This is a genomic window from Microcoleus sp. S13_C3 (assembly GCF_036700905.1).
Lineage (GTDB): Bacteria > Cyanobacteriota > Cyanobacteriia > Cyanobacteriales > Microcoleaceae > Microcoleus.
This window is the reverse complement of sequence record NZ_JAUBPT010000184.1, coordinates 1-15,162: the sequence shown is the minus strand read 5'-3', so window position 1 is coordinate 15,162 and position 15,162 is coordinate 1. Positions and strand designations below refer to the sequence as shown.

At 46.5% G+C, this 15,162-nt stretch carries 13 protein-coding genes; 4 read left to right on the top strand and 9 right to left on the bottom strand.

Going from position 1 to position 15,162, the window contains the following annotated elements; all coding sequences use genetic code 11:
- Together QUA16_RS31705 and QUA16_RS31700 are read left to right on the top strand one after the other, a co-directional pair.
- Positions 1-238, top strand: a 238-nt coding sequence (locus QUA16_RS31705; RefSeq protein WP_333108263.1) for a hypothetical protein, incomplete at its 5' end; no start/stop codon positions are given.
- A 58-nt stretch (positions 239-296) separates the two neighbouring features.
- Positions 297-1,727 carry a DUF3370 domain-containing protein gene (locus tag QUA16_RS31700; RefSeq protein ID WP_333108262.1) on the top strand — a complete coding sequence of 477 codons (1,431 nt, stop codon included), beginning with the start codon at positions 297-299 and terminating at the stop codon, positions 1,725-1,727.
- 69 nt (positions 1,728-1,796) lie between these two features.
- On the opposite strand, the gene QUA16_RS31695 is transcribed toward QUA16_RS31700, so the two are convergent.
- The 4 genes from QUA16_RS31695 to QUA16_RS31680 form a co-directional block, all read right to left on the bottom strand.
- Complete coding sequence (locus tag QUA16_RS31695; RefSeq protein ID WP_333181630.1) at positions 1,797-2,267, bottom strand: hypothetical protein; 471 nt, start codon at positions 2,265-2,267, stop codon at positions 1,797-1,799.
- A gap of 179 nt (positions 2,268-2,446) precedes the next feature.
- Positions 2,447-3,742, bottom strand: coding sequence for a dihydrolipoamide acetyltransferase family protein (locus QUA16_RS31690; RefSeq protein WP_333108264.1), 1,296 nt, complete (start codon positions 3,740-3,742; stop codon positions 2,447-2,449).
- A 173-nt stretch (positions 3,743-3,915) separates the two neighbouring features.
- Positions 3,916-4,356 carry a YlqD family protein gene (locus QUA16_RS31685; protein ID WP_333108260.1) on the bottom strand — a complete coding sequence of 147 codons (441 nt, stop codon included), beginning with the start codon at positions 4,354-4,356 and terminating at the stop codon, positions 3,916-3,918.
- Positions 4,357-4,507: 151 nt separating this feature from the next.
- Entirely contained in the window at positions 4,508-6,457 is a 1,950-nt protein-coding gene (locus QUA16_RS31680; RefSeq protein ID WP_333108258.1) for a long-chain fatty acid--CoA ligase, read from the bottom strand.
- A gap of 135 nt (positions 6,458-6,592) precedes the next feature.
- Here QUA16_RS31680 and QUA16_RS31675 point away from each other — a divergent pair, with 135 nt between their 5' ends.
- Positions 6,593-7,546: a leucine-rich repeat domain-containing protein gene (locus tag QUA16_RS31675; protein WP_333108257.1), complete on the top strand. Its 954-nt coding sequence runs from the start codon at positions 6,593-6,595 to the stop codon at positions 7,544-7,546.
- A gap of 119 nt (positions 7,547-7,665) precedes the next feature.
- Here the strand turns inward: QUA16_RS31675 and QUA16_RS31670 are convergent, their stop codons facing one another.
- The 5 genes from QUA16_RS31670 to QUA16_RS31650 form a co-directional block, all read right to left on the bottom strand.
- The gene (locus QUA16_RS31670; RefSeq protein ID WP_333108255.1) at positions 7,666-8,037 is read right to left on the bottom strand and encodes a DUF5615 family PIN-like protein; all 372 of its coding nucleotides are present in this window, start codon (positions 8,035-8,037) and stop codon (positions 7,666-7,668) included.
- Positions 8,037-8,330, bottom strand: coding sequence for a DUF433 domain-containing protein (locus QUA16_RS31665; protein WP_333108254.1), 294 nt, complete (start codon positions 8,328-8,330; stop codon positions 8,037-8,039). Before QUA16_RS31665 ends, QUA16_RS31670 begins: the two co-directional genes overlap by 1 nt.
- A 9-nt stretch (positions 8,331-8,339) precedes the next feature.
- Positions 8,340-8,537 carry a DUF433 domain-containing protein gene (locus tag QUA16_RS31660; RefSeq protein ID WP_333108253.1) on the bottom strand — a complete coding sequence of 66 codons (198 nt, stop codon included), beginning with the start codon at positions 8,535-8,537 and terminating at the stop codon, positions 8,340-8,342.
- A gap of 248 nt (positions 8,538-8,785) precedes the next feature.
- Positions 8,786-9,088, bottom strand: a complete 303-nt coding sequence (locus QUA16_RS31655) for a UPF0175 family protein (protein WP_333108251.1) — start codon at positions 9,086-9,088, stop codon at positions 8,786-8,788.
- Between the two features lie 221 nt (positions 9,089-9,309).
- Positions 9,310-10,272, bottom strand: coding sequence for a hypothetical protein (locus QUA16_RS31650; protein WP_333181628.1), 963 nt, complete (start codon positions 10,270-10,272; stop codon positions 9,310-9,312).
- Between the two features lie 1,671 nt (positions 10,273-11,943).
- Here QUA16_RS31650 and QUA16_RS31645 point away from each other — a divergent pair.
- Positions 11,944-15,087 carry a peptidase domain-containing ABC transporter gene (locus QUA16_RS31645; protein WP_333108249.1) on the top strand — a complete coding sequence of 1,048 codons (3,144 nt, stop codon included), beginning with the start codon at positions 11,944-11,946 and terminating at the stop codon, positions 15,085-15,087.
- Positions 15,088-15,162 lie beyond the last annotated feature (75 nt).

Here is a 15,162-nt window from a genome sequence, read left to right as displayed (position 1 = left end):
CCTTAAGAAGGGGGGGACCGGAAGCTTCTTGAAGTCAACCCCTACTCCCCTTTTTAAGGGGGATTTAGGGGGATCGATATCTGTGCAACTTCACATTAAATTGGTATCAGGAAGGTGCGATCGAAAGCTGAGCGCCACGTCTGTGCTAAAATCCAAAATTCCTCAAACACATCAACCAACTTGTGGTAAAGTTTTGTGTCGATCGCCCGTTAGCGGAGCCCGCCCCTACGGGGGCTAGGCCAACGAAGAGGATCGACCCAATATCAACACAAGTTCAGTTAAACGCGCTCACAGCAATGTTTTTGCCAATTTTCCCCCTCGCTCAAACAATCGCCGCACCTCCCGCCCAACAGCAACTGCTGATCCAGCCAGAAGTCCCCCTACCCGAAAACGAACTGGATTTACCGCCACAGCCCAGCAGCAGCTTGCTAAAAACGATAACTGTGCCCCAACAAGTGCGCGTTTTACCGGGACAACTCGACAACATCCCGGTTTTCAACAGTAACAGCCCGGAAGTCGTGCAAACCGAAGGCATTTTGCTCTCGACATTTCCCCAGGAATCAAAACAAGTACCTTCGGCTCATTTAAACTTTGCCTTCAAAGGCCGATTTGACATCTTCGCCCACCACATCGCCAAGGCCAAAAATCGCGACCAAACTCGCACCTTATTTCAAGGCATTATCGTTCACAATCCCAATTCCGAACCTGTCACTTTAAAAATATTACAAGGAGCGAGTTATTTAACTCGGCCCGATGCTTTGTTTGTCGATTTGCCGAACTATTTAGAAAATCGATTCGGCACTGTGTTTGCGGGGCCTGGCAGCCGCATCACGAGCGATGTGCTGCGGGGATACAGACAAGCCATTTTGCCCGCTGCGATCGAGATTCCGGGCAATCAGAGCCGAATGCTGATGAATTTGCCGATACCTGTGGGGAATGTCACGCCTTCTTCCAACGGTCGATCGACCTTGATGCGAATGTCGAGCAGCAATTCGGTTTATGTAGCATCATTAGCAATGTTTGCTCCTACAACTCAAGAAGGAGTCGAACAATATCCCACATTAGAACAGTGGGAAAATATTTTAAATACCAAAGGTTTAGCGGGGCCAAGAGATTTAGCACCAACTCCCAGAGGCGAAAATCCAGTGCAAAAAATTTATGGCCGCGTGGCGGGAGTAGCTGAGGGTTCCCAGTGGCAAGCTAAAATTACGGACAATTCGAGAACCGATTATTTAACTATTCCCAAGCGCGGCGAGTCATTTTCCTATGCTTTGAGCACAACGGATACGGGTACTTTTGGCACAGGTCAAATTCAAAGCGCTAAAATGTTAGCTCGCTATCCCGATACTGCTTACTTTGCTCACGGTAATTACGGCATTCAATACAACTTAACTTTTCCGCTTTACAACAAATCTCGTGAGTCTCAATCTGTTAGCATTAAAATGCAAACACCGATCAAAGCAAATACAGAATCGGGGGGATTGATGTTTTATGACCCTCCTGAAAATCGGATATTTTTCCGAGGTACGGTGCGGGTGATGTTTAAGGATGATACGGGCAAGACTTTGACGCGCTACATTCACATTGTGCAGCGCAGGGGACAGCAGGGGGAACCTTTGGTTAATGTGAATATGAAGCCGGGGGAACGGCGTTTGGTGCAGGTGGATTTCTTGTATCCCCCGGATGCGACGCCGCCCCAAGTTTTGACTGTGCGATCGAGTAATTAGTTGGTGGTTGACTGTATATTTACACTGTGCGAAACGTGGCTAAATTTCTCACAACAAAAAGTACGATCGCTACTCCACGGGTTCGCCCTTAACATACAAAGATTCGAGAAACTTAACAGCTTCATCAAGCACAGCTTCCGGTAACTTCTCAACAATCGCGATCGCCCTTTGACGGGTTTCTCGATCGACTGCTTTTGATTGCTGCGAGTCAGTGTTTGCTAAACTGCTAATTTCAAATGACTTTTGCTTCGATAAAGCTGTTTCTGGAGTGACAAAAACGCCAACATCTGCCGGAAGTTCGACAGTTTCTTGATTGTAATATTTAACCACGAGATTTGTCACCTTCATCGCTACCCGCTGATTAAATCGGAAAACTTCTGAAAAAGTGCGCTCACCGCGAGTAGTCTGAACTAAATGTGTTCCAACTCTATTGACTTCTGTGGTAAAAATAAATTTGTGTGTATCCGTACCAACTGACAGCCAAACCTCGTGAGTATTAGGTTTCCTCGCAGGTTTAATAGACAAAACTTGCACTTTCATCGTATTAATGAATAATATCAAATCCGTTAGTATCGGAATTATTCATCTCTCTCTTCTCTTCCTCTGTGTCCTCTGCGGTCTCTGCGGTAAAATCATTCCGAAATTAGACATCTCATTAAAAGCTAAGTCTAAATCCCCCTTTCCTGCCAATAAGAGTAAAAGGGGGATTTAGACGATCGCTAAAGCGTCAAAGACTGAGGATTTGTCTCAATCAATTTCGCTAAATCTTGCAAGAAAGACGCAGCATCAGCACCGTAAATAATCCGGTGATCGCAAGTAATATTCACCTGCATTTGGCGCTTCACTCCCATCAAACCATCTTCATTAGCCACTACTTGCGGCCGCGAAGAGCCGATCGCCAAAATCGAGCCTTGATTCGGCGGCAAAATCGCGTCAAACTTGTCTACTCCAAACATTCCCAAATTGGAAAGAGTAAAAGTCCCCGTGCTGTATTCATCAGGCTTCAACTGCTTGGTGCGGGCGCGATCGACTAAATCCTTCCAAGTGCGCGAGAGCGAATAAATATCGAGGCGATCAGCATTTTGCAGCACCGGCGTAATCAAACCACCGCCATCCATCGCCACCGCTACCGCCACATTAATATCAGCGCGGTATTGAATTCCCGACTCCACATAAGAAGCATTCAGCAGAGGATGTTTTTGTAAAGTTACTGCTACAGCCTTCGCCAGCATAGCCGTCATCGTGACGCCCTTCGACTTAATTTGTTTGTAGAGTTTGTCCAGATTATCAGTAGTAATTGTGTAACCCACGCGGAAAGACGGCACGCTCAAACTTGCTTCCATATTCCGCACCACCGCATTTTGCAGCGCATTCATCGGTACTCTTTGGCCGGAAAGTGCCACCGCCGGGACTGGTGCGGGTGCGGGTTTGGCTGCTGCGGGGGCGGGTGCTGCGGGGGCGGGGGCGGGTGCTGCGGGGACTGTTACCGGTTGTTGAACCGGAGCTGGTTGGGCTTTTCCGGCTGCTGCTTCCACATCCTCTGCGACAATGCGACCGTTGGGCCCGCTGCCTTTGATAGAATTCAAATCTACTTTAAACTCTTTGGCTAACTTGCGAGCGCGGGGAGAAACGACGCTGCGGCCGTTTTGGCGGCTGACATTTTGCTGCAAACCTGCTGAGGATGTAGCAGCGCTCACAGGAGCGGGGCTGGGAGCGGGGGCGGCGGCTGCGGTTGGGGCGGCGGATCCTTGCTGCTGAGCTGCGGCGATTTCGGCTTCTGTTTCTGCTACCAGGGCGATTGCCGCTCCCACCGGAGCAACTTCGCCCGCAGGTACGATAATTATTGCTAAATAGCCTTCGTAGAAAGACTCGACATCCATGTCGGCTTTGTCGGATTCAACCACTACCACCGTTTCGCCTTTTTCTACTTTGTCTCCGGCGGATTTGACCCAGGAAACAATTTTGCCCTCTGTCATGGTAGAACTCAGGGCTGGCATGAAAACTTCGCGAATCATCTGTAAAAAGTCCTTTTGTGTTGGTAATAGGTAATCGGTATTTGGCAATTGATAATTGGCGATCGGCCACCGGCAATACTTATTATTATGCCAGTCTCTCGCATTCTTGATGTGTGACTGTTGACTCAAAATCACTTGCCAATTACCGATCGCCAATTACCACTTACCAATTTCTAAATATCACCTCGAATTTCTTCGACTATGCCGTCGCGGAGGAGAATTTCTACTTGCATTTTTTGAATCAAGTTTTCTCCGAGCCCGACAGTGAATGTGCCGTCAATTTGACCTTGACTCACTTCTTGTTCTAGGTCTAGGTCTAGCACTTGCTGAAGCTGTTGCAGGTTTTGGTTTTTCTGTTCTAGCAGTTCGCTTTTTCTTTGATTCACCTGCACTTGAATGTTTTCTATTTGCTGCATTACTTGCGGGCCTGGGGGCTGCAGATTTTGCTTTTGGATTTCAGAAATCATCCGCTGCCCTTGCATTTCTAACTGTTGTAGCTGAGAGTCTATTTGGTTGATTTGGGCTTGGAGTTGCTGTTGAGCTTCTTCTTTCCAGCGGGGAGTAACGACGACTTTAACGTTAATCGATCGCTTCAAGAGTAATTGTGGTTCCATAAAGTTGTTGCTTGTCAATTAGGAATTAGGCATTAGTCCTGGGCCATTAGTTGGTAAATATGAACTAATGGCCCAGGACTGAGGACTCGGACTCCGGACTCGGGTGTTGGGATAATTTTTTCTTTTCCATTCCCCAAGTCCTGCGAATATTTCAAAACATCCCGTCAATCATATCGCGGTAGTGTTGCGTCACAACCGGGCGCTTAATTTTCAGGGTCTGGGTCAACATTCCATTCTCGATCGAAAATGGCTCCTGAATCAACCGGAACGGGCCGATGCGATCGTCCGCGCGGTATCCAGGGCGATTTTGCACCTCTCGGTTCAATTCTTTACGGAATAAATCTTGAATTGTCTTGCTATTCCAGTCAATTTCGTGTAATGGGGGATTCTGAGTTTCTGCCCATTTCTGCACGGCTTCTGCATTGGGGACAATTAAGGCGCCGACGGATTTCTGGTCTTGACCTACTAGCATAATTTGGTCGATGTAGGGGCTGCGGACGCAGGCGTCTTCTATGGGCTGAGGTTCGATGTTTTCGCCATTGCTGAGGACGATCGTATCTTTGGCCCGCCCGGTCAAGATTAAGTCGTTTCCCGGTGTCAGCCAGCCCAAATCCCCGGTGTCGAACCAGCCTTCGGAGTCGATCGCCGATTCAGTCGCTTGGGGATTAAGATAATAACCTGCCATGATTTGTGGCCCGCGGCCCAATACCAAGCCGCGCTGGCCTGTGGGCAGTTGCTGTCTGGTTTCTGGGTCTACTATTTTAATTTCCGTATGGGCAATGGGCTGTCCTGCGGAACCTTTAAGATTGTGCCAAGGGCGGCGCACAGTTAAAACCGGCGAAGTTTCGGTTAAACCGTATCCTACCAACAAGCCGATATTCGCTATTTCAAAGAAATTGTCTAAATGCGTAGCCAAAGAACCGCCGCCACTAATCGCCCATTTTAAGCGTCCCCCTGTAGCTTCCCTGACTTTTTTGTAAACCAGTTTTTCGGCGAGGGCGTGTACGGGCGACAACAGAATGCTTTTGGTGCGGGCGATTAGTTTTTCGGAAGCAGAAGCCGGTTTCAAACTAAGAGTTAATCCTTGGAAAATGCGGCGCGCCTCGATGTATTGCTGGCTGGAAGATAACAGGAAATTCACCAATTTTTGTTTGTTAGGCGGCTGTTCCCGAAACTGCTTTTGTACGGCCTCATAAATCGATTCCCAGATGCGCGGAACACTGACCATGTACTGGGGTTTGCAACTTTTAAAGTCTTGTTTGAAATAGCGAATATTGGTGTAAATTTGGGTGCATCCCTGGGAAAGCAGGAAGTATTCGACGCTGCGTTCGTAGGCGTGCCAACTGGGCAGGATGCTGAGTGCAGAGTCGCCCGGTTCGGGCTGGAGAATTGTGCCGAAGGTTGTGACTTGGTGCAGCAGGTTGCCGTGAGTCAGCATGACGCCTTTGGGTTTACCTGTGGTGCCGCTGGTGTAGAGGAGGGTGGCGAGGGTTTGCTGGCTGTGGTTGGAGGGTTTGAGGGGACGGTTGGCCCCTGTGGTCATGACTTGGGAAAATTTGACTGTGTTTAGGGTTTGGCTGGTTTCTGGTTCTTCGTCGGAGAGGAGGACGATGAGTTGAATGGGCAAATCAGGGAGGCGGTGTTGCAGTTTTTTCAGTAATGCCAGGTTTTCGACTACCAAGGCGGTGCTGCCGCTGTCTTGGATGATGTATAGGAGTTCTTGAGGGTCGGCGGTGGCACCTCGAACCACGTTGGCGGCCCCGGCCATCATGATACCTTGGTCGGCTATCAGCCAGCGGGGGCTGTTGTCTGCGAAGAGGGCGACGCGGGGAGGGACTGCTTCTGCTGGATTTGGTTCAATGCCGAGGGCTTGGAGGCCGGCGGCGAATTGCTGGATTTGTTGGTAGAGGTCGGTGTAGGTGAGTTTGATTTCTGGCTGGCTGTGGGGGTCGTGGAGGGCGACGGTTTGACCGAATTTTTGTTTGACGATCGCCCAAATTTCGGGTATCGCTCGAATGGAACTGTAATCGATTAGCTTGCTGAGGTTCGCGCGTTCGCGATCGGTCAGTTGAGATGATGCGTAAGATGCTGGGCTGTTCATAGGGTATTTTCCTCAGTTTATGGAGATAAAATTATTGGCTATAAGTTTAATATCGCAGTTATTTTACAACTTTATGGCAGTATCGTGACAGTTTGCAAACCTGCCGTTGTGTATTCGGAAAATTAGAGATACAAAATGATGAAAATTATAGTTGCACAGAAACACATGAATTTACGAAAGTTAATCGTAGTTGCTTGTTGTGCGATCGTAGCGTTATCTGGGAATCTACTTTCCGCCGAAGTTGCACAGACGCAACCGGGAAATAGTAGACGAACATTTGCCGATTGGTGTCGCCAAAAAGCTTCTTTGAGTCCTGAAATTAAACATACTGTTGATGTGCTGTTGCAGAAAGCTGAGACTACTGAGTGCGATGCGGCCGATCGGAAACTTTCGAGTCTCACGGGACTCAGACTCATTGACAATAAAATCAGCAACATCCAACCGCTAGAGTCCTTGACTAACCTGACTCGGCTCATGCTCATGAGCAATCAAATCAGCGACATCAAACCACTAGCATCCTTGACTAAACTGACTTGGTTCTGGCTCGACAACAATCAAATCACTGACATCAAACCGCTAGAATCCTTGACTAACCTGACTGCGATCGGGTTCGCCAACAATCAAATCACTGACATCAAACCGCTAGAATCCTTGACTAACCTGACTGTGATCGGGCTCGCCAACAATCAAATCAACGACATCAAACCGCTAGAATCCTTGACTAACCTGACTATGATCGCCCTGGCCAACAATCAAATCACTGACATCAAACCGCTAGCATCCTTGACTAACCTGACTTTGCTCACCCTTGGCGACAATCAAATCAGCGACATCAAACCGCTAGCATCCTTGACTACCCTTGACTGGCTCACCCTTAGCGACAATCAAATCATCGACATCAAACCGCTAGAATCCTTGACTAACCTGAGATTGCTCTCCCTTAGCGACAATCAAATCAGCGACATCAAACCGTTGGAATCCTTGACTAACCTGAGAGAACTCCATCTCAGTGGAAATCCGATCGCACCCAAGACTTGTCCTCTCAAGCCAGAGTCTATCTGTAAGTGGGAACCACAAGCTAAACCATAAAACTTGAAAATGACGCCCGATCGGCCTAGCGTGATTATGAATTTGGTTGCTTTTTTAAACGCGATCGATCGTTCAACCGTATATTACCAGCGATCGCTCGTACCTAATATTAGATGCCTTTATTCAGGCCTGATGTAAGTACCTAAAAATTCCAGTTGATTCATCATTTCTTCCCCAGACTTGCTACCAATCAAATTCAACAAACCGCGCAACTGTTCGCCGACAGAATAACTTTGTCGCGGCACAACAATAATTCCTGCATGACTTTTACCTACTGCAAGAAAGCTCCCGTGCAGCCGACAGAAATCTCGACTATTAAAAGTATAAATGACTCGACCTTGCTCTGTTGCCCATATCAATTGTTCTTCATCTATACGCCCTAAATTATTGGCCTCTGAAACACTTACTACATCAATCCCATTTTCTCGCAAGGCTTGCACGAAAGCTTTTCTGAGCGTATCTTCATCTAAATACAAACGAATCTGGCTCATTAAATTCTCCCAGCCCTGCGATCGGCTTCCAATCGCTCGTACTCAGCTAATTCGGCAGCTAAATCAGCCTCAATTTCATTGCGGTTAGCGTGATAGTAAGATAGCGCTGCATAAATTTGTGCTAAATTTAAATAGGAAATTTCTTCAAGTATTGCTTCTGGGCTCATCCCTTGTTGATGCCAAACGGCAATTTGAGCGATAGAAATTCTAGTTCCCGCAATGCGGGGACGCCCTCCACAGGTTTCAGGCGTACTGACAACCAGCGTGCCGATGTCGATCGCAGTTGTTGACATACTTACCTCTTACGAAAAACTCAAATAAGCCAAAATATCCTGTTGTGTGAAATAGGGGAAATTATCTAGGATTTCTCGATCCTTCATCCCAGAAGCAAGATATTCCAACAGGTTATCAACCGTAATTCTCATGCCTCGAATACAAGGTTTACCGCATCGCTTACCAGGTTCGAGCTTCACGATCTTAGCGATGTCTTGTTTTGACATGGCATTTTCCCTTTAAATTCTGTTCTCAATTTTAGCACAAACAGGACTTACGCATAGGTGTTTTGAACTCATCGGAAAATAGAATCTGGATTTGGGGTGTCTCGTCAATCGATTTTAGATTTTAGATTTTAGATTGAAGCATTGAAGCATTGACCCCACGGATAAATACGTTCGGCAAGTTTCATCGGATACACGTTTTTTATTTCTGGACGTATGAATCACGTGGCGGGTATCCTGGATGCTTTCAGTCAGTCATCAATACCATCCCACAGTTCGGCAATAGGATGTAATTTACCTTCTTTAATTTGCTGGAGGGAGTTACGGAGGCTGGCTAAGACGAGTTCGGCAGGCTCGTCATCGGGCTCTGCGGGCGGGGTGACAATATGGCGACTGATTAATAGTTGGTAGAAGTCGTCCACAGACATTACAGCAAGTTGAGCGGATCGATCGAGACTGAGGCTGTGCTGCTGATAAAGTACGATCGCCAATTCTATCCTCACATCGGCTTCAGTCAGGGGGAGATTGTCGGGAAGGTCGATCGTAATTTGCATGATTTAAGGTACTTTTTAATTTTGATGGTCTTTTAAGTGCGATCGTTACATATTCATTAAACTTTGATTCATACGCTGTATTCTTCAAGATTAAAACGAGTAGATATGTCAGCACTTTAACATAGCTGGGTGCTTATGGCACACCTTACCGCACAATAAAATTGAACTATGAGTGGAACAGGCATCTTGCCTGTTCATTAAACTCGTGCAATATCTCAGATTTAAGCAACATGGCGCGGTGCATCAACCATCGGCGCAGTGCCAAACAAATGTCTGAGATAACTGCGACTGAGCTCGCGGTTCCAGCGCCGCAGCCGCACCATCACTCGCGTGAATGTAAAAGTCAATTCCAACACCAAAGAAAGCTGTTTGAGACTGAGTGAATTATTAAACACATCGTTACCGTGCGTGCGTTCAATCTGATGGTGTTTCAGCAAAGCAATCAGGTTTTTGGTAGAGCCTTTCAGTTGATTGAAATAACTCTGGGAGAAAGCCCAGCGGCTGAAACCCCAAAACTTAGCCAAATGATTGATCTCATCCTGTAAAGGCTGGGAAATTGCCTGTTGCAACGCTCCTGTTGAGTGTACCATCAACCATAAATAAACAGAAGTAGCTCCCAACTCGGTACTCAGGCGACTAATCACGTGTTTGTAGGTATCTTGCCAAGCGTCACCTGTGGATTGACAGCCATTAACAGAGTTCGGTTTAACTTGCAGTTTTTCTGCTGTAAGTTGCTGGTAAATTTTCCTAAATGTCGGGCAATGTTGGCGTTCTTCTTTTTCCCAGACACCTATCTCTAGAATGTTGCCGTTGTCATCAAAAATTCCTCCCATAAACCGCGCCATCTGCGGGTAAATATGCTGTAAGTAGCACCAACTTTCTCTACCGTAGCTGCGGATGGGAGCTTCAATTTCTGCCGCACTTGCCAAAATTTGCAAAAAGATTTCTGGCTTGACACCAATAATTTGGTCGCGCTTGATTCCTTGCCAATCTATGGGTTCCCAAGGGCGGGGATGCGGGGTGGAAAATTGCTGGGGTAGATCCGAAAGTCGATCGCTCAAAACTTCCAATGACATATAATGGTCGATGAGGGAGTTAATCCTCGCCCGACTTTGCAAGTACCGAGGGTTTTGATAGTGATTTCCAGCCAAATCAATTGTATACACCTTACCAGTAGCTTTCATTGTTTCTGCCTGTTCGTAACTTTTACAGCTATTGTGCAAAAGGCATTTGGGAAGTCGCAATGAGTAACGTGCAGGCTGCTCAATTACTAGCAGTTGCCTTGACTGAGCCGAACTCAGGTGAAAGGGCATGAAGTAGGGTGAACTAAACAACAGATGATACGGCTAAGATGTGCCGGGGAGTGTCAAATACCCAGGGTAAGGTCATCTAATTTGGTATAGTATGAACTTGACAAATCAAACAATATCAGCATAAGTGACCTGGTATAATATGAACTTGACATCAGAGCAAGATAAGTGTGATAAGGAATGAGAATTAAATAACTTACAATTTTGATGGTTCTTGTGGGATGGGCGTCCCGCCCGTCCAGAAAGGGCGGGCGGGACGCCCAACCCCTACTCCCCACTTTCCTTGTGTAAATTATTTAATTCGCGATCCTAACAACAATACGACCGTTTAAAAACTCAAAAAGTTAAGTTTTATGTCTGAAGGATTTGATACTCAATCTGCCGAGACCAAGAAAAGTTTTCTTCCTCAGAGAAAGCATACAGAAGTAGCATTCATTGGAACTCTTAAACAGAGCTGAGTGGAGCATTGTGGAGAACTCAAATACCCAACACATCTGGCTAAGAAACATCAACTCACAGACATTATCCCACAACAATTCGTCAATTCTGGTCTGTTCCAGTTGCTGCCATTGTAGTTCTTTACCAGCCTCGAATATGGGCAAAAATTCAGAGTGTTGTTATGGTTTCCCGGGTGCGTCATCTTTGGAATCAAGCTACCCGTGAAGTTCAGTTTTATCTGATTTTTTTACACAGTGATGCTCAACTTTTAGGTCGAGCTATCCGAAAAGATTGGGGGATGGAAAACCAGGCTCACTGGACAGGTTTATTGTACTTTTGCAGAAGATTCTTGCGGCATTCGATCTTTCCACAGTCCCCATAATTTTTCTCTCCTCCGGCGCATTGCTTTCAATGCCCTCAATCGCGAACCGGCTTACAAACGTAGTCTCCGACCAAAAATGAAGCCGACGGGTATGGACAACAATTATATGATTAGAGTTTTCCGTTATTGTTTCATTGACTCTACATTGGATTCCTCTGAGTCCTTATGTCAAGCCGGATTGAGATGCTTTTACCCTGGGTTACATACCCAGACCCGATGGTGAATTAATTGCTTGAATGGCTGCTACAAACTAACAGCAATCAATATTTCTTTACCATGATCGGGCCCTGGACTTCACCAACAAGCGTCGAAAATTGATGGTTTTTTGAATCCTGAACGTAAATTTTTGCGTATATATACCTATACCGGACACAACATTTGCCTCGCCCAGCTTCACAGAATCTTCATAATTACCCGTAATAATACGGTTAATTTATAAAGATTAGGTAAAGATTGCCCTTAAAGGTAGCCAAAATCACGATTCTGTAAGTTAAACTGGGAGCCAGCCAAAACCACACTTACGTAATCACCACACAATCCTGAAAAAACGCATTTTTATATATCCTAAAGGCGTTGAAGGGATGTCGTAACTAAGGGGTATTCGTCGGACATATCGACAAACAGTTTTTAAGCCAACTAGGTTGCAACTAAACCAATAAAAATTGCTCATAACGGGGTTAGTTGTAATTCCAAAAAATTGTTTCAATTTTTTAACAGGGTAAGTTATGAAAAAAAAATTAGGGGTTGAAAATCACATTTTTAAAACCCGAGAAGCCTTGGAAAATTTCCCGGCTATTCAGAAAATTTTCGAGGAAGTCGGTGCAGAACCGACATTAGTGACGAAATTAAATACAGCCTGTGAAATTTGCGAGTTTCAGCTCGGAGATGAAATCACTCAATATCAAAGATCAGATAGCAACAATTTCGTTGAAAAAGAACAGAGCGATCGCAATTTTTATTTAGTTTGCGAGGGAAGAGTCAGGCTGCTAGCGGTAGAAGCGTCCCAACAGGAGGAGATTTCGGCGGTGGTACTGGAAGTCGGGGCAATATTTGGGACAGATAACCTATTTATTGAAAGCGGACTGCCTTACAGGGCAATTGCAGCCGGCACTTGCCAAATCGGTCGAATTGCGGCCACCACATTGCAGCTTATTTTAGAGGAATTCCCGCAACTGGAACAGCACTTGCAGCAAGAATTTCAAGAGCGACAGCGGTTAATATTTTTCAAGACACAAACAGATTTGCGATCGCTCCCTCCCCACCAACAACAGCTTCTGTGGCCGCACTTACTTCCTTACATAGAAGAAAGCCGAATTCCTGCCGGAGTGTCCCTCGGTGAGCACTGCCAAAACTCCAACAATCATTTTTGGCTCCGCAGTGGCCAAATTCAAGGTCAAGCACCGCCAATTATCGGTAGTAACTGGGGAAATTCAGAGGTGCAGAGCGACTGGATAGCGGTAACATATCTGCTAATTTACCAGCTTAGCAGCCAACAGTGGGAAATCGCCCAAGCCCGAATTAGTTCCGAAAGCAATTCCCGCCCTAAAATCATCCGCAAACCTCCAATTTTAAGCTTAGTAACGCCGCCCCAGGATGCCAGATATACCTCACAAACCGAGCCATCAAAATTAACCGCAGTTGCTCAGCAAAAACCGACAACCGGAATCATCAGCTTTCCCAAACCCAAGCAGCGGCGCTGGTTGAGCAGCGGACACCCATTCATTCAACAGCAAAGTTCAGCAGATTGTGGAGCCACCTGCTTAGCCATGATTAGCGAGTATTGGGGTAAGAAATTCAGCCTGAATTACTTGCGTGAATTAGCAGAAGTTGGTCGCAGTGGTGCTTCTCTCAAAAGTTTGGCAAAAGCAGCCGAAAGGATGGGATTTCAGGCTCGTCCCGTGCGAGCTTCTTTAACTCCCCTCCGCAATCAAAATCCCTGGATTGCTCACTGGCAAGGCAATCACTACGTTGCAGTTTACCGCTTTAAAAATCAACAGGTTTTAGTGGCCGATCCGGCTGCAGGCAAGCGGTGGATGAGCGTTAAAAGTTTTACCGAAAACTGGACAGGGTACGCCCTAATTTTAGACCCGACAGCGGAACTATACCGCAATCACACTGCCGAACATCAAGGCATCAAACTTAAAAATTTTGTTGGCATAGTCTGGCCCTACCGCGCTGCGATCGCCCAAATTCTGCTCCTCTCCTTGTTGCTCCAAATATTTGGGCTAGTTACTCCCCTATTTACCCAAGTAATTCTCGACCAAGTGGTTGTCAGTAAAAGCGTAGTAACTCTGCACGTTTTTGCGCTAGGACTGCTGCTGTTTAGTGTTTGGCGATCGCTGTTGGGTGCAACGAGACAGTATTTGCTGGATTATTTGTCGAACCGCATTGACCTGACTTTAATTAGCGGCTTTATCAGTCACACTCTCAGTTTGCCGATCAAGTTTTTTGAATCTCGTCAGGTGGGCGATATCTTGACGCGGGTTCAGGAAAATCAAAAAATTCAGGCATTTTTGACTCGCCAAGCTATTACGGCTTGGTTGGATGCTTTGATGGCGGTAGTTTACATCGGACTGATGGTTTACTATAACTGGCGTCTGGCTTTGTTGGTGCTGGCGTTGATTCCGCCGATCGTGATTTTGACTTTAGTGGCAACTCCATTCCTGCGAAAAGTTTCGCGGGAGGTTTTTACCGAAAGTGCCAAGCAAAATTCATCTTTGGTGGAAATGATTACTGGGGTGGCGACGGTTAAGGCAACTGCTGCTGAGCGAGAAATGCGCTGGCGCTGGGAAGACCAATTAACCTGCATGATTAATGCTAAATTTCGCGGGCAGAAGTTGGCTAATTCTTTGCAGGTGATCGGGGGTGGGATTAATACTTTGGGCAGCACGGCTTTGCTGTGGTACGGGGCAATGCTGGTGATTCAAGACGAGTTGACTATCGGTCAATTTGTTGCTTTTAATATGATGATTGGGAGCGTAATTTCTCCTGTGCTTTCAGTGGTGGGACTTTGGGATGAGTTTCAAGAAGTGCTGGTTTCGATCGAGCGTTTGGATGATGTATTCTCTGCCCAACCTGAAGAAAGCCCTTACAAGCCAATGCTGGTGCTGCCTCGCATTCAGGGAAACGTTAAGTTTGACAATGTTTCTTTCCGTTATGCTCAGGAGGAGGAACGCAATACGCTGCAAAATCTTTGCTTTGAGGTGCAAGCTGGAGAAACTGTGGCAATTGTCGGCCGCAGCGGTTCGGGTAAGAGCACTTTGGTGAAACTGCTGCAAGGTTTCTATTATCCAGAAAAAGGGCGGCTGACAGTTGACGGCCACGATATTCGGCACATTTCTTTGCAGTCGCTGCGAGTTCAGTTGGGTGTTGTACCTCAAGATTGTTTCTTGTTTTCGGGAACGATTTTGGAAAATATTACGCTGTACAAAAACGGGCAGGGTGCTGATTCTACAAGTTTGGAAGAGGCGATAGAAGTGGCGAAGCTAGCAGAAGCTCACGCTTTTATACAGGATATGCCGCTGGGTTATCAAACTCCTGTGGGGGAAAGGGGAACGAGTTTGTCTGGGGGCCAGCGACAACGAATTGCGATCGCCCGCGCTCTTTTGGGCGATCCCCGGATTTTGATTTTGGATGAAGCAACTTCTTCGCTGGATACCGAATCTGAGCGCAGGTTTCAGCAAAATCTAGCTCGCATTAGTCGCGATCGCACTGCGTTTATTATCGCTCATCGGTTGTCTACGGTGCGTAATGCCGATCGCATTTTGGTTCTAGACAAAGGCATTTTAGCCGAACAAGGCAACCACGACGAATTGATGGCTGAACGCGGACTTTACTATCACCTCGCTCAGCAACAACTCGATATTTAAGTCATTAGTCATTAGTCATTAGTCATTAGTCATTAGTCATTAGTCATTAGTCATTAGTCATTAGTCATTAGTCAT